The organism is Lactobacillus helveticus (assembly GCF_046109915.1).
Taxonomy (GTDB): Bacteria; Bacillota; Bacilli; order Lactobacillales; family Lactobacillaceae; genus Lactobacillus; species Lactobacillus helveticus.
In genome coordinates this window covers 2,084,406-2,104,524 of sequence record NZ_CP151471.1, presented here as the reverse complement: position 1 = coordinate 2,104,524, position 20,119 = coordinate 2,084,406, and the positions used below count along the sequence as shown (strand labels likewise).

Genomic DNA, 20,119 nt, shown 5'->3' with positions numbered 1-20,119 from the left:
TATTTCTTTTCAAAAACTAACAAAAAGGACCAGCCGCAGCTAGTCCTTTTTTTATTATTTACCACTTAGGCGATCATCATCCAAGAAAGTATTTAAAACTCCTTGTACCATGTCCCATTCATCATCAGATTCAATTTCGTGCAAATCACTGCTTGTGACATCACCTGCGTCATCTGCATCATAACTGAAAGCCTGTACTTCAATATCTTCGTCGTCCCCAACAGCGGCTGGGTAAAGAAGCACATATGACTTATCATAATCATCTGAATGAAAAGTAAATAATACTTCATACAATTCTTCATTACCTTGATCATCGATCAAAGTAATTTGACGATCTTTATCGTCACCATTAACTTGTGCTGCCATATTAATCCTTTCGGTGTAAATCCAAATAATTTTGCAAGATGAGCACCGCTGCCATCTGATCAATCACTTGTTTACGTTTCTTACGATCATGAATACCTGCATCTTCTACAAGTACTCGGCGTGATTCGATAGTTGTTAATCTTTCATCAGAATAATGCACGGGCAAGCCAAACTTTTCTTCGAGTCTTTTGCCATAAGCCTTACTGCGGGCTACTGAAGCTCCCGAAGTGCCATCCATATTCTTAGGTAGACCTAATACAAAGCCATCTACTTCATATTGTCTAACCAACTTCTTCAATGGACGCATGCCAAAATTATATTTGGTTTCATCAATCTTAATAGTTTCTAACTTCTGTGCAGTAATTCCTAACTCATCACTGACCGCAACACCCACAGTTTTAGAGCCTATATCTAAACCTAATAATCGCATTATTTATTCTTACCAAGATAGCTCTTAACGAGTTCCTCAATAATTTCATCACGTTCGTGCTTAAGAATTAAATTACGGGCATCATTATGCCGTGGAATATAAGCAGGATCGCCAGAAAGTAAGTAACCTACAATCTGGTTGACAGGATTATAGCCCTTTTCTTCAAGCGCATTGTAAACATCTTGCAGAGTGTCATAAACATTCTTTCCTTTATTTTGATTAAAGTCAAAATGCATAGTCTTATCTAGCGAACTCATATTTATTCCTCCTGCCAACAATTTTACTTGAAAAAAAGCTTAAACACAATTAATTAATTCTTAGTTCTTAGAAATTTCTTCGATTACAGCCTTGATAGCGTCGTTAAGACCTTCTGGCTTCTTACCACCAGCTTGAGCCATGTTAGGACGACCACCGCCGCCACCACCAAAGATTGGAGCAGCCTTCTTAATTAAGTCGCCGGCTTTAAGACCCTTGTCCAAAGCCTTTTGACCTAAACTAATAATCATATTAGCCTTGCCATCATTTTCAGCAGCTAAAACTAAAACATCTGACTTGTTGCCGCTCTTCCAGTTATCAGCAAGTTCACGAAGGTCGTTCATGCCGTTAACATCTGCAACAGTAGCAATTACAGTCAAATCGCCAGCTTGTTTTACATCGTCAAAGATTTGACCAGCCTTAGCTTGGTTGATTTGCTTAGTCAATGCTTCAACTTGCTTTTGACAGTCATGCAAGTCACTTTCAAGTGAGTCAATCTTATCAATGATGTTATTTGGCTTAGTTGCCTTAACATCAGCTTGAATATCATCAAGCAAGCTTGAACGGTTTGCTAAGTATTCGTATGCCTTCTTTGAAGTTACAGCTTCAATTCTACGCATACCAGCACCAACAGCTGATTCAGAAATAATCTTGAAAATACCAATTTGGTTAGTGTTAGAACAGTGAGTACCACCACAGAATTCTGATGAGAAGTCACCCATTTGAACAACACGAACTTTGTGGCCGTACTTACCATCAAAGAGGGCTAAGGCACCCATCTTTTCACCTTCTTCAGGTGTAGTAATAGTAGTCTTAACATCGATAGCTTCCCAAATCTTTTGGTTAACTAATTCTTCAACTGACTTAATTTCACGTGGAGTCATTGGTTCCATAGCAGTGAAGTCAAATCTCAAGTAGTCAGGATCAACTAATGAACCTGCTTGGTGAGTATGTTCACCTAAAACTTGACGAAGTGCAGCGTGAAGCAAGTGAGTTGCTGAGTGAGAGTGACGTAAACCTTCACGACGTTCCTTATCGATCTTCAAAACATATTCCTTGCCCTTTTCCATTGGCAAAATAAGATCAACAAAGTGTAAGTTTTGGTCATTTGGAGCATGTTGGACATCTGTTACCTTAGCAACAAGTTCACCATCTTGATCATAAATGTTACCGTGGTCAGCAACTTGTCCACCACGTTCTGCGTAAAATGGAGTCTTGTCAAAGACTAAGGTTGCATGTTCACCATCAGCCTTATCAACTAACTTATCGTCAACAACGATGTCAAGAAGCTTAGCATGTGGTTCTTCATAAGTGTCACGTTCAAAGACTGACTTGTCCTTAATGTTCATCAAAGTTACATCTTGACGACCCATTGATTGAAGAGCACCACGAGCCTTACGTGCACGTTCCTTTTGAGCTTGCATTTCAGCATCGAAGCCCTTCTTATCAACCTTAAGGCCAGCATCTTGAGCTGATTCAAAGGTTAATTCGTATGGGAAGCCGTAAGTATCAAACATCTTGAAGGCATCCTTACCTGAGATGGTCTTGTCATCTGACTTCTTAGCCTTATCAATTAAGTCATCAAGCAAAGTCAAACCAGTATCAAGAGTAGCTTGGAATCTTTCTTCTTCGTTTTGAATTACGTTTTCGATAAAACCACATTGATCCATAACTTCTGGGTAGTGACTTTGCATAATCTTACCAACAACTGGTACAAGCTTGTAAAGGAAGGCGCCCTTAATGCCTAAACGTTGACCGTTAAGGTCTGCACGACGGATCAAACGACGAAGAACGTAACCACGACCTGAGTTTGATGGAAGAGCACCATCAGCAATAGCAAAACTTACGGCACGAACGTGGTCGGCAATAATCTTGAATGCAGTAGTGTCTTCTTTGTTTTCACCGTATTTCTTACCGTCAGTCATTTCTTCAGTAGCATGAATAATTGGCAAGAATAAGTCAGTTTCAAAGTTAGTTGGTGCATCTTGCAAAATTGAAAGTACACGTTCAAGCCCCATACCAGTATCGATGTTCTTGTGTGGTTGGTCTACGTACTTACCATTTGGCAAGTGGTTGTATTGTGAAAATACGATGTTCCAAATTTCAAGGTAACGTGCATTTTCACCACCTGGGAAGTTTTCTGGATCGTCTTCAGCAACGTCGTTGTTTTCTTGACCACGGTCGTAGAAAATTTCAGTATCAGGACCACATGGACCTTCACCAATATCCCAGAAGTTGTCTTCTAACTTAACAATATGGTCTGCTGGCATACCAGCTTTTTCCCAGACACGTTGTGAATCAACGTCTTTTGGATAAACAGTACAGTAAAGCTTTTCCTTTGGTAAGCCAAGCCACTTAGGACTAGTTAAGAATTCCCAAGCCCAAGGAATAGCTTCATCTCTAAAGTAATCACCTACTGAGAAGTTACCAAGCATTTCAAAGAAAGTTTGGTGACGAGCAGTCTTACCAACATTTTCAATATCGTTAGTTCTGATTGACTTTTGAGAAGAAGTAATCCTGTGGTTCTTTGGTACAACTGAACCATCAAAATATTTCTTCATAGTAGCAACACCAGAGTTAATCCAAAGAAGAGTTGGGTCATCTTGTGGAATAAGTGATGCACTTGGCATAATCATATGGCCATGATCCTTGAAGAAGTCAAGGAACATTTGGCGAAACTCTGAACTAGTTAGTTTCTTCATTTTTATCTCCCATAAACAAAATAAAAAACACCATTGCTTATTCAAGGACGCTCCGCGCGCGGTACCACCTTGATTGCAACAGTGTTTGTTACCTCTTGATATTCTTAATTAATAAAACTTAAAGGAGCATCTGTTAAAGCGAATTAAGCCCTCTCACCAATTGGCTCTCTCTTTGAAATTCAACTTTAATAGACATATCTTAAGCTGAAAATAATTGTACTACAAAATCCTCGTCTGTCAACGTCCTTGTTCACGACCAAAGTCGAATACTATCTTGAAATATTGCTCTTTTTTAAGAACAGCCCTTGGTGATCTACCAGCTGTTTTATTATATTTAGACATTCACCATTAATATTGAAAAACAATGTTTGATAGCCATCTTCTATTCGCATTAATGAATGGGTATTATCAGCATGAGTAATAATAATGTTAAGTCCAGAGCGATTTTCAACAACTAATTTATGAATGAATGCATCTAAGATATCTAAACCAATATTTCTTAAATCCTTTTTCTTAAAATTAGAAAAAGATTCACTCATTTCTTCATCCAAGTAAACGTGACAATCATAGTAATACATCAGCGAAAAAGCAATGAAGATTATTTTTTCACGTATGTTTCTTTATAATGTGTTTCTAAATAATCATCAAGTTCAGCATAATTTCTATCTGGAAAAGTAAATGGCACAAAGTCAACATAATAACATTTCTTTTTACTCACTTTCATCAAGCCACAGTGATAATCCTTGCTTATTTACCTGTGCTTCAACGTATTTTTTAGTTTTTTCCGTCATATTACAAAATCCAATTGTAGAATCACCATAGATATACATCAAGAATTCTTCTCCTTCATCATCTTTAAATAGAAAATGAATGTATCCTTTATGATGCATACTGCCTGAAATTAATTTGATTAAAATATCTACATCCTCTGCAGTAAACTCTTTATCACTATACTTGTATAATTCAGATTCTTTATCATCTGCATGAAAAGCAATTTCTACTGAATACAAAGACATGAGTAACATACTAATAAGAGTTATTTTTTCCACATACTTAGGTAAATAATAGTTATCAAAATAACTATTATTGTCAGCTATAGAGTTATAACCACCTACCCCTATTACTATGAAATAATTAGGGGGCATTATCTTCAAAATAATCAATTTGTTCTTGCGTAATCATTTCTTATAATGCTTTAAAATCTTTTTTACTAACAAAGACAGTTTTACTATAGCAATTATATAAAAATAGCAGAGAAAAACTCTCCGCTATCATTAAAATATTGCTTTAACGTCCTTGTTCACGCTTACGCTTTCTCAAACGCTTAGCTTTTCTAATTTCATGACGTTGTTCAAGCTTACGCTTTTGACGATTATCTTCTTGAATTGCTCGCTTAATCTTCTTCTTGTAGCCAGGCTTACGCTTACGTTTTTCCTTTTTAACGTAACCTACTAACTTAATATCAAACTTGCGATTCTTACCCTGACGATTCTCACGACTGCGGTAATGTTTACGTGGTACTAATTCACCATTCTTAATTTCAACAAAGTCGAAATGAACGCCCATCTTTTCCAAATCTTCGATCCGGTTCATTTCTTCTTCACGAATTAAAGTAATCGCATGACCTGATAAACCATTACGGCCGGTACGACCAATCCGGTGAATTACAAATTCGATATCACGTGGAATTTCATAATTAATAACTAAACTAACACCATCGATATCAAGACCACGGGCTGCTAAGTCAGAGGCAACAACATATTGAAATTGTCCTTGCTCAACTTGACGCAAAGTCCGCTTTCTTTCTCGCTCAGTTACCCCACCATGAATCTTAGCTACCTTTAAGCCTTGATCTTGCAAGTATCTAGTTAATTCATCAACAGTTTGTTTTGTATTAGCAAAAACCAAAGCCAAGTAAGGTTGACCCATAGTCAATAACTTGTACAAAACACTCTTACGATTCTTTGAGCCAATATCAAGCAAATCATTCTTAATTGTAGGTGCAATTATACTCGGATTATCGATCACGATTTGATCTGGATGAGCCATGTACTTACGCAAAAAGTTAGATAGCTTAACTGGAATAGTAGCTGAAAAGGCTGCAATTTGTACATCCTTAGGCATCTTGCTTGCTACTTGATCAATATCAGCCAAAAAGCCCATGTCAAGAGTCATATCAGCTTCGTCGATGACAAAAGTCTTAACTTGATCAACAACGAATACCTTTTTTTGTACAAAGTCCAAAAGTCGTCCCGGAGTGGCAATTACCAACTGTGGCGTATTATTTTGGTACTTTTCTAACTGACGTTCACGGTCCGTTCCACCAGCAAGGTGGGCAATAGAAAAGTGCATCTCTGCCGCATCTCTTAATTGACGTGCTACTTGATAAAGTTGATCAGCAAGCTCTCGACTAGGCAAAGTCACAATTGCTTGCACATAGTGAGCATCTTCATCAATTTCATTAAAGATAGGCACCAAATAAGCATGCGTCTTACCTGACCCGGTTGCAGCTTGCACCACAACACTTAAATCAGAAAGCATTGCTGGAATAACTTTTTCCTGCACCTTAGTTGGCTTTTCAAAATGGATCTTCTTTAAACCCTCTTGAATAGCTGGTTTAATTCTGGAATCTGCAAAAATATTATTCATGATCTTCTTTATACTTCTTAGTTACTTCAACAACTTCGGCAAAGACTTGCTTTACTTCGTCTATGTCCTTAGCATTGGCACCACTTGCTAATGCGTGGCCACCACCGTCATGCTTAGCAGCTAATTCATTGATTACTGGACCCTTTGAACGGTAGTGTACACGGAAAGTGCCGTCTGGCTTTTCAACAAATACGTTCCAAGCCAAAACATCCTTGATTCGACCTGGAGTTGAAACTGCAACGTTAGCTTGATCATCAGTCAAACCTAACTTCTTCAAATCATCTTGCATCAAGATAGTGTAAGCAGCACCAACTGGATCGATTTCCATCTTATCCATTGCTAATGCTTGAAGCTTAGCTTCATCAAAGGTTACATCGGCAATATTTCTGGCAATTTCAGTAATATCAATACCAGTTGAAGCAAGTTGAGCTGCTACCTTGAAGGTATGTTCTGAAGTTTCTGGATACATAAAACGACCAGTATCGCCAACGATACCTGCGTAAAGTGGGCAAGCAACTTCCTTGGTAATCTTAAAGCCTTCTTCATTTAAGAAGTCAACGATGATTTGACAAGCTGCTGGAGCATCAGGATCTACATAACTCATGTCAGCGTATGGATCTACATCTGGGTGGTGGTCAATCTTAATTAAAAAGTCGCCTTTTTCATACAACTTGTTTGAAATTCTTGGGGTATTAGCAGTATCAGTAGTAATTACTAATGCACCTTCATAATCGGTTGCCTTAACTTGGTCCATATGGTTAATCCAAGCCAAATCGCCTTCGTCATTTTCACCGGCACATAAAACACGCTTGTCAGGGAATTTTTCCATAATTGCACGTGCAAGACCAGCTTGTGAACCAATTGCGTCTGGGTCAGGACTGGTATGACGATGCAAAATAATAGTTGGATATTGTAAGATTTTTTCGTAAATGTCGTCAAAACTACTCATTATTTTTCCTCATCTTCTAAAAATTATCTGTATCTAGTTTAACAGAAAAAGGGCTTCTTTTAGTAATCGAATAGGTTAATTGTTTGATATTCATCTTTCTTAAAATCAGTCACAGTTACCCCGATTAACCGAATGCCCTTTTCTAAAAAATTGCTCGTTTTATCAAACAACTCACGAGCACTGTCATAGTAATCATACTGACTATTTGACGGTTTAGTCAATTTTCTGCGCTTAGTTACAGTATCAAAGTCATTATCTCTAACCTTGATTACTACAGTTTGGGCAAAAAAGTTACGCTTTTTTAATTCATCTTCTAAATGTTTACAATAATGCCGAATATGCGTCAGTGCCTCATCGCGCGTATAAATAGCAGGCTCATAGGTACGCTCCATACCGATTGATTTACGATTTGTATCTGAATCTGCAATTACGGGGCGCAAATCAATCCCATGTGCATGCTGGGCTAAAAAGTAGCCCATCTTTTTAAACTTTTTAATTAAGACAAGATCAGCAACTTTTTGCAAATCTGCACCTGTATAAATCCCCATCTCATGTAGCTGTTCTTGAGTTTTTGGCCCTACACCTGGGAATTTTTCAATTTTTTGCATCCCCAAAAATTGTTTAGCTTCATCCGGCAAAATAACTGTTCTGCCAAAAGGCTTGGCATATTCCGAACCCATTTTGGCTAAAAATTTATTATATGAAACGCCAAAAGAAGAATTCAGTCCTAATTCCTTTCGAATCCGGCGTTGTAATCCAATTGCTAATTGAACTGCCGAATTTTGCCCTAACTTATTATGAGTGACATCGAGATAAGCTTCATCTAAGGCGATAGATTCCACCTTATCTGTAATCTCATGCATAAAGGAATGAATTTTAGCTGAGACGCTTCGATATTTCTTAAAATCAGGTCTTACAAAAACTAGCTCTGACTTAGGAATCAACTTAACCGCCTTAATTGCGGGCATTGCCGAATGAACACCGTATTTACGTGCAACATAATTACAAGTTGCAACTACGCCATGCCCACCATTATTACGGGGATCCTGCCCAATGACCAATGCCTTATTTTTTAATTCAGGGTTTCTCTGAGTTTCAACTGAAGCGTAAAAAGCATCCATATCCAGATGAATAATCCGGCGATGGATGTCATTTTGCGGCAATAAATTTTGCTTATTCATAAATCCAATGTTCCGTTGGAGTTTCAAAGATATCGTTTGCTTCCTTTGGCCCCATTCTATATGGCAAATATTGGGCGATTTTAGCATCGCCTGCTTCATTTTCTTTTTGCCAATCAGCTTCAACAGAATCAATAAATTCCCAGTAACGCTTCAATTCGCTCCAATGGGTAAAGTTAGTTGAATCATTGACAAAAACATCATGCAAAAGTCGCTCATATCCGTCTGGGACTTTAGCCATTTCAGACTTTGAAAATTCATAAGTTAAATTTTCACGTCTGATTCCTGGTTGATCAATCTTTTTACCATTTATGGTGATATAAATCTTGCTAGTAGGATCGATTTCGATCGTAATGTTGTTGGAATGGGCTTGACCATAAGGATTATTGATGTGCTTTAATACGATATCAATTCGATTCTTCTTTTCCTTAAATTCCTTACCAGTTCTAAAGTAAATTGGTACCCCAGCAACTGGACCTTCTTTAAATTTAACTTTACCGGCTACAAAAGTTTCAGTAGTTGAGTTTTCATCAACATTTGGTTCTTGTTTATAAGCAAAAGTAGTATCACTACCTAAATATTGGCCACGAACAAAATCCTTTTTTACTTCTTCTGGACTAGGAATAATCATACTTTCAAGCAAAGCTTGCTTAGCTTTGTGAACACCAGCAGAAGTTAAATCTTTAGGTTCTGGCATAGCAAGCAAAGTAATGATTTGGAAGATATGATTTTGGACCATATCGCGTAAAGCACCGGAAGTATCGTAATAACCACCACGTGCTTCAACTCCCAATTGCTCTGCCAAAGTAACTTGAATATTTTTAATATAATCAGCTGACCAAATATTTTTGATCAAAGGATTGGTAAAGCGCATTGGCATAATATTCTGTACCATTTCCTTGCCCAAATAATGGTCAATTCTAAAAATATCCTCTTCATTAAATGAAGCAGTAATTTCCTTATTTAATTTTTCGGCAGATGCCAAATCATGACCAAATGGCTTTTCTACGACGATACGGTTAAATCCGCTGCCTGTTAGGCATTGGTCATTGATATGTGTAGCAATTGTACCGAAGAATCTTGGAGCCATTGCCATGTAAAAGAGACGGTTGCCATGTGCGCAGTAACGATCATCTAATTCTTGAGCTAATTTTTTCAGTGTCTCATAATGTTCAACATTAGTGACATCATGTGATTGATAGTAAAAATGGCTGGCAAAATGATTTAAACTATTTTCATCAACCTCATCATGAGTCTCATGAACAGCGTCACTAACTTGTTCGCGTAAATATTCGTGTGACCAAGGTCTACGAGCTGTTCCAATCACAGCAAAATTATCATGAATTAAGCCTTGTTGATACAAATTAAACAAAGCTGGGTAGAGCTTACGGTGAGCTAAATCACCACTACCACCAAAAATAATCATAACTACAGGAATATTTCTCATAATACTATCCTTTTCCTTAACTTGCTTTTTGAATCATTACTATTTTACAACAAGCTTTTTCATGGCAAAACAAAAAGCGCCTAAATTGACGCTTTTATAATTATTAATTATTTATCTTCTTTAGTTTCATCTGAAGCATCAGTAGTCTTAGTGTCAGTTGCACTAGTATCTTCCTTAGAAGCTGTATCTTCAGTCTTATCTGCTGCAGGAGCATCATTTTCTTCAACTGGTGCTACGGCAGGGATAACGCGACGAACGGCCATTCTTTCGAAAGTTAAGTAAATACCATCTGCATCTACCACAATGGTCTTGTCGCTGTTGATCTTATCAACCTTAGCGTGCAAACCATCAACAAGGATAACGCCGTCACCCTTCTTCAACTTGTCCATCATTTGCAATCTTTGTTGTTGTTGCTTCTTTTGTGGACGAATCATACCAAAGTAAGTAAAACCGATCAAAACGATGAATAAGATAATCATCATCATGTTGCTGCCACCAGCAGCGCCAGCACTTGCTAAAAATAAAGTATTCAAATCTTTCACCTCATAAAACTATTGTCTAGATATTATATCTATTATACAGAAAATAATATTATTTATCACCTGGAACTGGCAAACCCAGTTGCAAATATGCCTTGTCTGTCACCATTCGACCACGTGGCGTAAGCAAAATAAATCCATGCTGCAACAAATAAGGCTCATAGAGTGATTCGATCGTTTCCATATCTTCACCCACATTAGCAGCTAAAGTTCTAATTCCAACCGGTCCGCCATTATAGCCTTCAATCATTGTCCGCAATAAACGACGATCAGTTTGATCTAATCCCTCATCATCAACTTGAAGCTGCTTCAATGCACCTTCAGTTGTGGCAAGAGAAATTGTCTTTTCACCTTTAACTTCGGCGAAATCACGAACCCGCTTCAAAAAACGGTTGGCTACACGTGGCGTTCCCCGTGAACGACGAGCTAGCTCATGAGCTGCTTCGGGTGCAATGGAAGTATGGAAAACATCGCTTGATCTTTGGACAATCTTTTCAAGTTCATCAATTGTGTAGTACTGCATATGTTCGACAATACCGAATCGATCTCGCAAAGGTGCGGACAATTGCGCAGCCAAGGTCGTTGCCCCAATCAAAGTAAATGGTGGCAATGGCACATGAACGGCATGAGTAGTCTGTCCTTCACCAATTACAATATCAATATAATAGTCTTCCATTGCAGAATACAAAACTTCTTCAACAGGCTTAGCAAGACGATGGATTTCATCAATAAACAGCACATCCCCTGGATCAAGGTCTGAAAGCAGAGCTACTAAATCGCCTGCTTTTTCAATTGCTGGACCACTTGTACTCTTTAAATGCACACCCAGTTCATTTGCAATTACAAAAGCTAAAGTCGTCTTACCTAAGCCTGGTGGTCCATAAAGCAAGACATGGTCCAAAGCCTCATCACGCTGTTTTGCGGCTTTAATATAAATGGACATTTCCTTTTTAACCCGTTTTTGACCTAAATATTGATCTAAAGTTTGGGGTCTCAAAGATAATTCCATTGCCTCTTCTTCAGAGTTTTCTACTTCACCTGAAGTTACTGCATCTTCATTTTCTGCCACCAGTTTCACTTCCTTACTTATTATTAATCTTTACCATTATAACAAGATCTACTTCTTAAGCAGTAATGCCAAGCCTTTTTTAATATATTGATCGGCTGTATCCGCATTAACTTCTTCAAGCTTAGGAGTAATTCGATCTACTTCTTTTTGGGTATAACCCAAGGCAATCAACGCTAACAAGGCATCATTCAATGCTGGTGGGATATTTCCTTGTTCTTCATCTTGACGATCAAGTCGAGCAACATAATCGCGTAGCTTGCCCTTCAAATCAAGCACAATCTGAGAAGCCGTTTTTTTACCCACACCAGGGAAACGAGTAAGATACTTAACTTCTCCCTGCTCAATTGCTTCGGCCAAAGAATTGGCATCTTCAGCTGCCATGATAGCCAATGCGCTTTTAGGGCCGATCCCACTAACGCTTAACAGCTTAAGAAAGAGCCCCTTGTCATCTTCGCTTTGAAAACCATACAAGGTAATTCCCGTATCTCTTACAACTTGTTCAATAAAGATTTTAGCTTTATCTCCCTTTTGATAGGCGAAAGGAGTTGGACTATATATCTTATAACCTACACCATTTACATCAACTACGATATAACTAGGCGTAATGACTGTAACTATTCCTTCAAAATATTCGTACATTTATTCACCTTTCTTGAACATTTTTCTTAATTCATTTTGATTTATCCGCACTAAAATAAGGCGACCATCTGCATCGTGATACGGATCGGACGTTTTACGCAAATCTGTGATAATTTGTGTACCTTCTGCAGCGGATAAATTAATTTTGCCTTTAACACTGCGTTTTGCTTCTAAAGCTGCCACTCGTTTAAATAAATTTTGTGTTTTACCTTTATCAAGATTTAAATAATTATCCAAAATTTCACGAATGGATTCTTCAACATGATCGTGGATCCAGGTAGGATATGAACGCACAATAAAACTATTTTGACCAAATTCATCTAAATATATACCTAGCTGTTTAATTTGATAAATCTTATCCTTAATTTGTAGAAAATCTAAATTTCCAAATTCTAAAACAATCGGTGTCAGTAAGCCTTGTTGAACTATTTTTTTAGAGGTAATAGTTTGATAAATCTGTTCAAACTGAAGACGTCTTCTGGCTGCCACTTGGTCAATCAAATACAAATCGCCATCATTTTCAGCTAACAAATATGTATCAATTTTTCCCACATAAGCAAGACGCGGCAAATTATTAGCAAGAGTTTCATCCCCAGTCGAAATAACTTCTTGATCCACCTTTTTATTGCTAAATGGCATCAACTTCTGCTGCAAAGCAACATTCTTATCCCAAGTTTTAGTAATGATATATTGATCATCTTCCCGAGGAATATTGATATCCACATAGTTATGCTCAGTTTCGTCCTTAGGCTCTTCAGAATTTTTAGCTTCTTGTTTTACTAAAAATTCTGGCTTTTCAGCTTCTTCATGAACTTCTGGCGTTTTACGCGTTGTATTAACAACATCTTGATTCAAGTTGAATTCTAATTGATCAACTAGAGTCTCACGTTTATTTTCTAAATTGGCAAAACCACTGCTTTGTTCAGTTTTGTCTAGCAAAGCATCGCTAATGGCACCAGTGATCAAACGACTGAGCTCTTTTTCCTTAGATAAACGAACCTCTTGCTTGGTTGGATGGACATTCACATCCACTAGCAATGGATCAACGTGAATAGCGATCACAACGATTGGATAATGACGCGCTGCTAATTTTGAGGCATAACCATCCATAATGGCATTATTTAATTGAAAGTTCTTAATATAACGGCCATTCAATAAAATCGAAATAAAGTTGCGCGTAGAGCGTGTTAATTCAGGCTTGGACATTAAGCCTGTAATCTTAAAATCGCTATCTTTTGCTTCAAAACTTTCCATTTTTTCAGCAATATGTCGACCGTATACATTGGCGACTGTTTGCTTCAAATTGCCATTGCCAGTTGTTCTGAGTAAAACTTTGCCAGTATTCGACAAGGTGAATGAAACATGTGGATAACCTAATGATAAACGGTTAATGATATCCACAATTTTCATAATTTCGGTCCGCGGACTACGCAAATATTTTAATCGAGCAGGCGTATTAAAGAACAAATCTCGAACTGTAATTTTAGTCCCCTTTTGTGACGCTGCATCTTCTTGGCCCTTTTTACTGCCGCCACTAAAGTCCGCCTTAATTCCAATTGCATTTTCTGTAGCCGTTACAATTTCAACATGGCTAACAGCGGAAATTGAGGCTAAAGCTTCACCGCGGAATCCTAAAGTAGAAACTTTAAACAGATCATGCTCATTGCTAATCTTGCTTGTAGCATGCCTAGTAAAGGCTAAATCTACTTGGTCACGTGCAATCCCAGTCCCATTATCTTGAACTACGATTTGCTTTAATCCGGCATCAATAAAATCGACTCGAATTCTAGTTGCACCCGCATCTAATGAGTTTTCCACAAGTTCTTTAACTACACTAGCAGGACGCTCTATTACTTCACCTGCTGCAATCTGATTAGTTAAATTTTCAGATAGCTCGTGAATTTTAGCCATTATTTATCATCCTTCAAGTCTTTTTGCCAATTAGCCACCATTTGCATAATCTGCAGTGGTGTCTTATCAGCTAAATAAAGATTAGAAATATCATCCAGCACATCTTGTTCCGCATCGGTCATTGGACTGTTTTCACTATCGTTATCATCCACTTCATCAGAAGCAGCTTCCGGTTGGGCAAATAAATCTAGCTGTTGCCTAACTGGAGCCAATTCACTGCCTTGTGCTTCTAGACGCTTTAGCAACTTAGTTGCTTCACGTAAAACGGCACATGGCAAGCCAGCAAGCTGTGCAACATGGATACCATAACTTTGATCAGCAGGACCTGGCAAAATCTTATGTAAGAAAACTAACTTACCGTTTTCTTCAGTTGCACCAACATGGATATTTTTCAAATAATCCAGCGTTTCATCAAGACTTGTTAATTCATGATAGTGAGTGGCAAAAAGTGCTTTAGCTCCTACTTTATCATGCAGATATTTAACAATTGCACCTGCTAAAGCCATACCGTCATAAGTAGCTGTACCACGTCCAATTTCATCGAATAATACAAGACTGCGTTTAGTAGCATATTGCAAAGCATCATTTGCTTCACTCATTTCCACCATGAAAGTACTTTGACCAGAAATCAAATCATCGGCTGCACCAATACGGGTAAAAATTTGATCAAAAATAGGCAAAGCAGCACTATCAGCGGGAACAAAAGAACCAACTTGGGCCATAATTGCAATTAATGCCATCTGCCGCATATAAGTACTCTTACCTGACATGTTTGGTCCAGTAATCAAAAAGATATTTGTAGCAGAATCCATCTTCACATCATTAGGAATGTATGAACCTGCAGTCATTACTTTTTCCACAACCGGGTGACGGCCATTAACGACATCAATGTCTTGACTATCAGTATGGAAAGATGGACGACAATAATTATTTTGTTCAGCAACTGTAGCGAAGCCACAATAAACGTCCAAGGCAGCTAATTGATTGCCTAATTTTTGCAAAGCAGGAATGTACTTCTTAACTTCATCACGCAATTGAACAAATAAATCATATTCCAGATCAGTTGAGCGAGTTTGAGCCTCTAATATTAGATTTTCGTGTTCTTTTAACTCTGGGGTAATGTAGCGTTCGGCATTAGTTAAGGTTTGCTTACGAGTATAGCGATCAAGAGGCACCTTGCTCTTATTACCATTAGAAACCTGAATATAATAACCAAAGACCTTATTGAAACCTACTTTTAAGTTTTCAATTCCTGTCTTTTGACGTTCATCAGTTTCCATTTGAACCAGCCATTTTTTACCATTATTCATGGCATCCCGATAGCGATCAAGCTGTTTATCCACACCATCTCTGATTAATCCACCTTCTGTAGTTAAAAGCGGTGGATCTTTTACTAAAGTTGTAGAAATTAATTCAGCAACACCCTTTAAAGGATCGATTTTTTTGGCAAAATCTGTCAAAACATCACTGTCAGATTGATTGAGAGCATCAAGAATAACTGGGACTGCTTGCAAAGAACGTGATAATTGCAATAATTCACGGGCATTTACATTTCCAAAGGCAATCCGTCCTGTTAAGCGTTCTAGGTCATAAACGCCCTTTAAGGCATCAATAGTGTTTTCACGAGTGAAATAGCCATCAAGCAATGCTTGGACCATTTCCTCACGATGATTAATGATATCCACGTTTAACAATGGACGGGCCAACCACTGCTTAAGAAGACGACCTCCCATGGCTGTATGAGTTTTATCCAATACCCAGAAAAGTGAGCCCATCTTTTTACCGGTCTTAGCTGATGCCACTAATTCCAAATTATTTTGTACAGTGTGTGACATCTGCAAATATTGATTTACTTCATAGCTCTTAGCAATTTGTAAGTGGGCTAAACTTCTCTTTTGGGTTGAAAGCAAGTAGCCAACTAATTGACGCGTTGCAGACTTTTCTGCTCCATTAGTCAAGTTTTGTTCAACGTAAGAAATTTCCGCATGTTCGCCTTCAATTGGTGTAGGTGCAGAAACCGTAATATTAGCCTTGTGCATAAAGTCTTTGTTTTGCTCAGTTAATGGACCGTTATACACAACTTCTCTTGTTCTTAAAGACAAAAGTTCATTAGAAACTGCGGCGAAACTCTTTAAATGAGTAGAATAAATTTCACCGGTGGATAAATCACTGTAAGCTAAACCAAAACCACTTTTAGTAGTAACCACAGAAGTTAAATAATTAGAATCCTTAGCATCATTAGGTCCTTCATTCATCATGGTACCTGGAGTTACTAACTGAATGATGCCTCGCTTTACCATGCCTTTAGCTTTTTTAGGATCTTCAAGTTGTTCACAAAGAGCGACTTTATACCCTTTTTCAACCAAAGTATTCACATAAGTATCCACAGCCATGTGTGGAACGCCTGCCATTGGAATAGGGTTCTTGGTCTTATTTGATCGATGAGTCAGAGTTAATTCCAGAATCTGTGCCCCTTTAACCGCATCATCTTCAAATAATTCATAAAAATCTCCGACGCGATAAAAAAGAAAGGCGTCAGGATATTGTTTCTTGATTTCATAATACTGCTCCATCATAGGAGTTGTTTTCTCAGCCATTTACGTCCCTTTCCTATTTTCATCTAGAGTAAGTTACTGTTAAGTATTATACGCTATAAAGGAAGAGAAAAGAAAAACTTCGAAGCTGAACTTTTTTCAACTTCGAAGTTTTTAATCTAGAGAAGGGATTAAGTTAATTATTTGATCTATACTTTATTTTTTCTGTACTAATTGGATTTTTATCTATCTTTTTGATTTCTGCTAATTTGTTTTCATAATCTTTAATGAATAGATCTACATTCTTTCTACCGCGCCATGATGCATAGCCGAAAGTAAACATTCCTAGTACACCAATAACCATTAGGATGATTCCAACAATGAAGAAAAACAACATGGATGTATGGAAATAATATATTAGGGCTAACCCTATTGCACTAATAGTTAGGAAAAGTTGAAACCAGTAACCTAAGTTACGAAGCATATGTTTTTGATAGTCAACTTCTTTTTTATAACCATTTTGCATTTCTTCAATTGTCATTTGAATCAACCTTTCTATAAATTAGTACTTCAAACCTGGGTTGAAGAATCCAAACAATACACCGAGAAGTGCGACAACAATCAAAATAATCATTGTCCAAATAGCTGATACATGCTTCTTAGCCATTAACCACCAGCAAAGCAAAGTTACAATTACAGTTAATAAGCCGGGGAAAATACTATCTAACTGCTTTTGTAAATTCAAGAACACCTTACCAGTAGAATCTTTTAATTGAAGTGAAGTAGTGACATTTACCCAACTTGCCAAAACACCACCAACAACCATACCACCGATGATTGAAATAGCGTGACGAATAGCTTTACCTTGTTTACCAATTAAAATTGATACGGCCTTGTCACCTAACTTATAACCACGGAAGTAAAGGAAACGTTGACCAAAGTATGCGATTAAATCCCAAACAATGATGTAGAAAATTGCACCAACAGGTGAACCATTTTGAGACATACCTAATGCCAAACCAAGCAAGATAGGAATCAAGGTACCATCAATAAGTGAGTCACCAATACCAGCGATAGGTCCCATCAAACCGGCACGCATATCGTTAATGGTCTCTCCATCAATACCTCTACCATTAGCACGAGCCTCTTCCATTGAAGCAGTAGTACCAATAATAACTGAACCAAGCATTGGGTTAGTATTAAAGAATGCAGTATATGCATGAATATTCTTTTGTTGTTCTTCTTTATTTGGATAAAGTTCCTTAATAATTGGCAGCATTGAAGCTAAATAGCCGAATGTCTGCATGTGTTCTTGTGAGAAACAGGTTAATGCTCCCCAGAACCAGAGGTTAAAAGATTTATTTAATGTTTTCTTACTAATCTTTTTTTCGTTACCAGCATCCATAATTAGATATCCTCCTCTTCTTCATCGTCATCATCTGCACTTGAAGCCGAAGCAGTTGAAGCAGATGGTCCATTATCCTTCTTTGCACCGAACATTTCAATTTCATAGAAGATCATAGCGAAAAGCAATGAAATGATAGTAATTGAAACTAAATTCAAATGTAATGAAGCAGCTAGAGTAAAACCAACTAAAAATGGAATGAAGTCAACTGAAGTATTAACAATCTGACGAAGCAAGAGAGCAATACCAACACATGGAAGCATCGCACCAACGGTGAACAACGTCTTCATTGGAATACCATCCATTGGCAAAGCATTACGCAAAGCAGCAACAGCTTGTGCACCAAAGTGAGTCATCAACATTGTTGGTAAGAATGAAAAACATAAGTGTGAAAGCCATGGCCAACCGAAGTTAACGCCATAAAGTCTAGTCAACTTATTCTTTTCAATATCTTTCCAACCAAATGCCTGCCAAATCAAGTTCATGAAGGCAACTGCGTAGAATAATACTGAACCAACAGTACCTACCAAAGTACCTAATGATTTAGCTAAGTTAGCAGCATCACTACTAAATGGATTCAAGCCACGTGAACTAATAGCAACCATTGCTAAAGGAATACCAATGTAAGAAATAGCACGAACATCAGCTGCAACAGTACCACCAGGAGTTACCAAAGCGATGTAAACCAACTGAGTAGCAACACCACAAGCAATACCTAAAGGAATGTTGCCCAAAATAATACCACAAATTAAACCACCGACAAGTGGACGACCAATTGTATAGTTACCAACAGCCTGACCTGCCATACATGAGTTAGAACAAAGACATGCAAACAAACCAAGGATGGCAGCTTGTAACCAACTTATTGTCATTTTTATTCCCTCTTTTTTATTTTAAGCTACTTACCATTATTTAATTAATAACCAAACTTGCTCTTGTATTTGTCCCAGTAACTAATTTGCTTATCTGGAAGAAGTGCAAAGTGAATCTTATAGCCTTTTTCAGCCATTGCTTCAAAGGCAGCTCCTTCTTCTTTAGTAAATGATTGGTTATCACCCAGTTTAATTGCACCTGGACGATCATTGCCTGGCCCAACAACAACTTCTTTAACATCGCTAGGAACAAAGCCCCAATCTACTAAAATAGTCTTCATATCAAGTGGGTTCTTAGTAATTAAGAAGTAACGAGTATTTGAAGCTAAAACCTTGTCCTTAACCTTGTTAAAGTGATCCATTGTCCAAACGAAGCACTTCTTGCCTTGACCTTCTGCGGCTGACTTATATGTTTCCTTCAAAATTGGATTATCATGAGCCTTATCATTAACAGCAATAATTCCGTCACAAGGAACTTCTTTTGCCCAACGAGTAGTAATTAAACCGTGAATCATACGATCATCAATTCTAACAAGTGATACAGTCATAATTTTTCCTCCTAAAAATTAAATATCATCGTCGTCATCGTTATCTGTGTATGATGGGACTTCATATTGTTGTACAGCAGTTTTAGCTTCGCTTAATGCCGTCTTAGCGATAGCTTCTTTATCCATAGTGTCTAAACAAACAGTTGCCGTTAATGCCATCGTGAAGTTCATTCCACCTAAAACTACAGCCCTGTTTAAATAGCCTCGTGCTGAAAAGACATTTAAGAAAGTAGTTAAAGGACTACCGCCGATAATATCGGCTAAAACAATAAATTCATCTTCTTCCTTGAATTTATGTTGATCAAGAAAGTCTTCCACATCTTTCTTAAAGTCATCGACAGATTTGCCATTATGCAAACATAAGGCAAATACACGATCATTTGCATTCCCAGCAAACATTTCCAAAGATGTTTTAACTCCTTCCGCAAAGCGGCCATGAGAAACCATGATCAGATATTTCATATTTTCGCTCCTCTCATTTGTTTACACTGTAAATTTATCATTTAATTAACCGCTTACATAGTGTCAAATGTAACTGGTTTAGGATTTAAATTGATGACATTTGTCACACTTTTGTACCGATTTTCGCTTATAATATCTATATAGTTACTATTAGCTTTTACTTA

20 protein-coding genes are annotated in these 20,119 nt (G+C 37.6%); all 20 read right to left on the bottom strand.

Going from position 1 to position 20,119, the window contains the following annotated elements:
• Positions 1-54: 54 nt before the first annotated feature.
• Positions 55-366: a DUF1292 domain-containing protein gene (locus tag AADV52_RS10725; RefSeq protein ID WP_003627751.1), complete on the bottom strand. Its 312-nt coding sequence runs from the start codon at positions 364-366 to the stop codon at positions 55-57.
• Between the two features lies 1 nt (position 367).
• A complete protein-coding gene (gene ruvX, locus AADV52_RS10720; RefSeq protein WP_014563089.1) occupies positions 368-796 on the bottom strand; it encodes a Holliday junction resolvase RuvX in 429 nt (142 codons plus the stop codon).
• On the bottom strand, positions 796-1,053 hold the full coding sequence (locus tag AADV52_RS10715; protein ID WP_003627753.1) for an IreB family regulatory phosphoprotein: 258 nt from the start codon (positions 1,051-1,053) through the stop codon (positions 796-798). Before AADV52_RS10715 ends, ruvX begins: the two co-directional genes overlap by 1 nt.
• A 60-nt stretch (positions 1,054-1,113) precedes the next feature.
• On the bottom strand, positions 1,114-3,753 hold the full coding sequence (gene alaS, locus AADV52_RS10710; protein WP_014918331.1) for an alanine--tRNA ligase: 2,640 nt from the start codon (positions 3,751-3,753) through the stop codon (positions 1,114-1,116).
• A gap of 269 nt (positions 3,754-4,022) precedes the next feature.
• Positions 4,023-4,292: a hypothetical protein gene (locus AADV52_RS10705; RefSeq protein WP_227028456.1), complete on the bottom strand. Its 270-nt coding sequence runs from the start codon at positions 4,290-4,292 to the stop codon at positions 4,023-4,025.
• A gap of 171 nt (positions 4,293-4,463) precedes the next feature.
• Complete coding sequence (locus AADV52_RS10700; RefSeq protein WP_230856752.1) at positions 4,464-4,916, bottom strand: hypothetical protein; 453 nt, start codon at positions 4,914-4,916, stop codon at positions 4,464-4,466.
• A 124-nt stretch (positions 4,917-5,040) separates the two neighbouring features.
• Positions 5,041-6,402 (bottom strand): DEAD/DEAH box helicase, encoded by a 1,362-nt coding sequence (locus AADV52_RS10695; RefSeq protein WP_014563084.1) that lies wholly within the window; start codon positions 6,400-6,402, stop codon positions 5,041-5,043.
• A complete protein-coding gene (locus AADV52_RS10690; RefSeq protein ID WP_014563083.1) occupies positions 6,395-7,351 on the bottom strand; it encodes a DHH family phosphoesterase in 957 nt (318 codons plus the stop codon). The genes AADV52_RS10695 and AADV52_RS10690 overlap by 8 nt, the downstream gene beginning before the upstream one ends.
• A 59-nt stretch (positions 7,352-7,410) precedes the next feature.
• Positions 7,411-8,532: a DNA polymerase IV gene (dinB, locus tag AADV52_RS10685; RefSeq protein ID WP_014918328.1), complete on the bottom strand. Its 1,122-nt coding sequence runs from the start codon at positions 8,530-8,532 to the stop codon at positions 7,411-7,413.
• Positions 8,525-9,976: a glucose-6-phosphate dehydrogenase gene (gene zwf / locus AADV52_RS10680; RefSeq protein WP_014918327.1), complete on the bottom strand. Its 1,452-nt coding sequence runs from the start codon at positions 9,974-9,976 to the stop codon at positions 8,525-8,527. The genes dinB and zwf overlap by 8 nt, the downstream gene beginning before the upstream one ends.
• Positions 9,977-10,083: 107 nt before the next feature.
• On the bottom strand, positions 10,084-10,509 hold the full coding sequence (gene yajC, locus AADV52_RS10675) for a preprotein translocase subunit YajC (RefSeq protein ID WP_014918326.1): 426 nt from the start codon (positions 10,507-10,509) through the stop codon (positions 10,084-10,086).
• 58 nt (positions 10,510-10,567) lie between these two features.
• The gene (gene ruvB / locus AADV52_RS10670; protein WP_014918325.1) at positions 10,568-11,584 is read right to left on the bottom strand and encodes a Holliday junction branch migration DNA helicase RuvB; all 1,017 of its coding nucleotides are present in this window, start codon (positions 11,582-11,584) and stop codon (positions 10,568-10,570) included.
• A 48-nt stretch (positions 11,585-11,632) separates the two neighbouring features.
• Positions 11,633-12,223, bottom strand: a complete 591-nt coding sequence (gene ruvA, locus AADV52_RS10665) for a Holliday junction branch migration protein RuvA (RefSeq protein ID WP_014918324.1) — start codon at positions 12,221-12,223, stop codon at positions 11,633-11,635.
• Positions 12,224-14,134, bottom strand: a complete 1,911-nt coding sequence (gene mutL, locus AADV52_RS10660) for a DNA mismatch repair endonuclease MutL (protein ID WP_014563078.1) — start codon at positions 14,132-14,134, stop codon at positions 12,224-12,226. It lies immediately after the preceding gene.
• On the bottom strand, positions 14,134-16,710 hold the full coding sequence (mutS, locus tag AADV52_RS10655; protein ID WP_014563077.1) for a DNA mismatch repair protein MutS: 2,577 nt from the start codon (positions 16,708-16,710) through the stop codon (positions 14,134-14,136). Before mutS ends, mutL begins: the two co-directional genes overlap by 1 nt.
• A 154-nt stretch (positions 16,711-16,864) precedes the next feature.
• Complete coding sequence (locus tag AADV52_RS10650; RefSeq protein ID WP_014918322.1) at positions 16,865-17,209, bottom strand: hypothetical protein; 345 nt, start codon at positions 17,207-17,209, stop codon at positions 16,865-16,867.
• Between the two features lie 21 nt (positions 17,210-17,230).
• On the bottom strand, positions 17,231-18,073 hold the full coding sequence (locus tag AADV52_RS10645; RefSeq protein WP_014918321.1) for a PTS system mannose/fructose/sorbose family transporter subunit IID: 843 nt from the start codon (positions 18,071-18,073) through the stop codon (positions 17,231-17,233).
• Positions 18,074-18,075: 2 nt separating this feature from the next.
• Complete coding sequence (locus AADV52_RS10640) at positions 18,076-18,945, bottom strand: PTS mannose/fructose/sorbose/N-acetylgalactosamine transporter subunit IIC (protein ID WP_014918320.1); 870 nt, start codon at positions 18,943-18,945, stop codon at positions 18,076-18,078.
• 44 nt (positions 18,946-18,989) lie between these two features.
• A complete protein-coding gene (locus AADV52_RS10635) occupies positions 18,990-19,493 on the bottom strand; it encodes a PTS sugar transporter subunit IIB (protein WP_014918319.1) in 504 nt (167 codons plus the stop codon).
• An 18-nt stretch (positions 19,494-19,511) separates the two neighbouring features.
• Positions 19,512-19,955 (bottom strand): PTS sugar transporter subunit IIA, encoded by a 444-nt coding sequence (locus AADV52_RS10630; RefSeq protein WP_014918318.1) that lies wholly within the window; start codon positions 19,953-19,955, stop codon positions 19,512-19,514.
• Positions 19,956-20,119 lie beyond the last annotated feature (164 nt).

Coding starts and splice junctions, on each gene's coding strand:
- AADV52_RS10645 (WP_014918321.1), bottom strand. CDS start 18,073: ATGGATGCTGGTAACGAAAAAAAGATTAGTAAGAAAACATTAAATAAA.
- zwf (WP_014918327.1), bottom strand. CDS start 9,976: ATGAGAAATATTCCTGTAGTTATGATTATTTTTGGTGGTAGTGGTGAT.
- AADV52_RS10630 (WP_014918318.1), bottom strand. CDS start 19,955: ATGAAATATCTGATCATGGTTTCTCATGGCCGCTTTGCGGAAGGAGTT.
- AADV52_RS10715 (WP_003627753.1), bottom strand. CDS start 1,053: ATGAGTTCGCTAGATAAGACTATGCATTTTGACTTTAATCAAAATAAA.
- AADV52_RS10635 (WP_014918319.1), bottom strand. CDS start 19,493: ATGACTGTATCACTTGTTAGAATTGATGATCGTATGATTCACGGTTTA.
- dinB (WP_014918328.1), bottom strand. CDS start 8,532: ATGAATAAGCAAAATTTATTGCCGCAAAATGACATCCATCGCCGGATT.
- AADV52_RS10640 (WP_014918320.1), bottom strand. CDS start 18,945: ATGACAATAAGTTGGTTACAAGCTGCCATCCTTGGTTTGTTTGCATGT.
- ruvA (WP_014918324.1), bottom strand. CDS start 12,223: ATGTACGAATATTTTGAAGGAATAGTTACAGTCATTACGCCTAGTTAT.
- ruvX (WP_014563089.1), bottom strand. CDS start 796: ATGCGATTATTAGGTTTAGATATAGGCTCTAAAACTGTGGGTGTTGCG.
- AADV52_RS10690 (WP_014563083.1), bottom strand. CDS start 7,351: ATGAGTAGTTTTGACGACATTTACGAAAAAATCTTACAATATCCAACT.
- mutL (WP_014563078.1), bottom strand. CDS start 14,134: ATGGCTAAAATTCACGAGCTATCTGAAAATTTAACTAATCAGATTGCA.
- AADV52_RS10725 (WP_003627751.1), bottom strand. CDS start 366: ATGGCAGCACAAGTTAATGGTGACGATAAAGATCGTCAAATTACTTTG.
- AADV52_RS10695 (WP_014563084.1), bottom strand. CDS start 6,402: ATGAATAATATTTTTGCAGATTCCAGAATTAAACCAGCTATTCAAGAG.
- AADV52_RS10705 (WP_227028456.1), bottom strand. CDS start 4,292: ATGAGTGAATCTTTTTCTAATTTTAAGAAAAAGGATTTAAGAAATATT.
- AADV52_RS10650 (WP_014918322.1), bottom strand. CDS start 17,209: ATGACAATTGAAGAAATGCAAAATGGTTATAAAAAAGAAGTTGACTAT.
- alaS (WP_014918331.1), bottom strand. CDS start 3,753: ATGAAGAAACTAACTAGTTCAGAGTTTCGCCAAATGTTCCTTGACTTC.
- mutS (WP_014563077.1), bottom strand. CDS start 16,710: ATGATGGAGCAGTATTATGAAATCAAGAAACAATATCCTGACGCCTTT.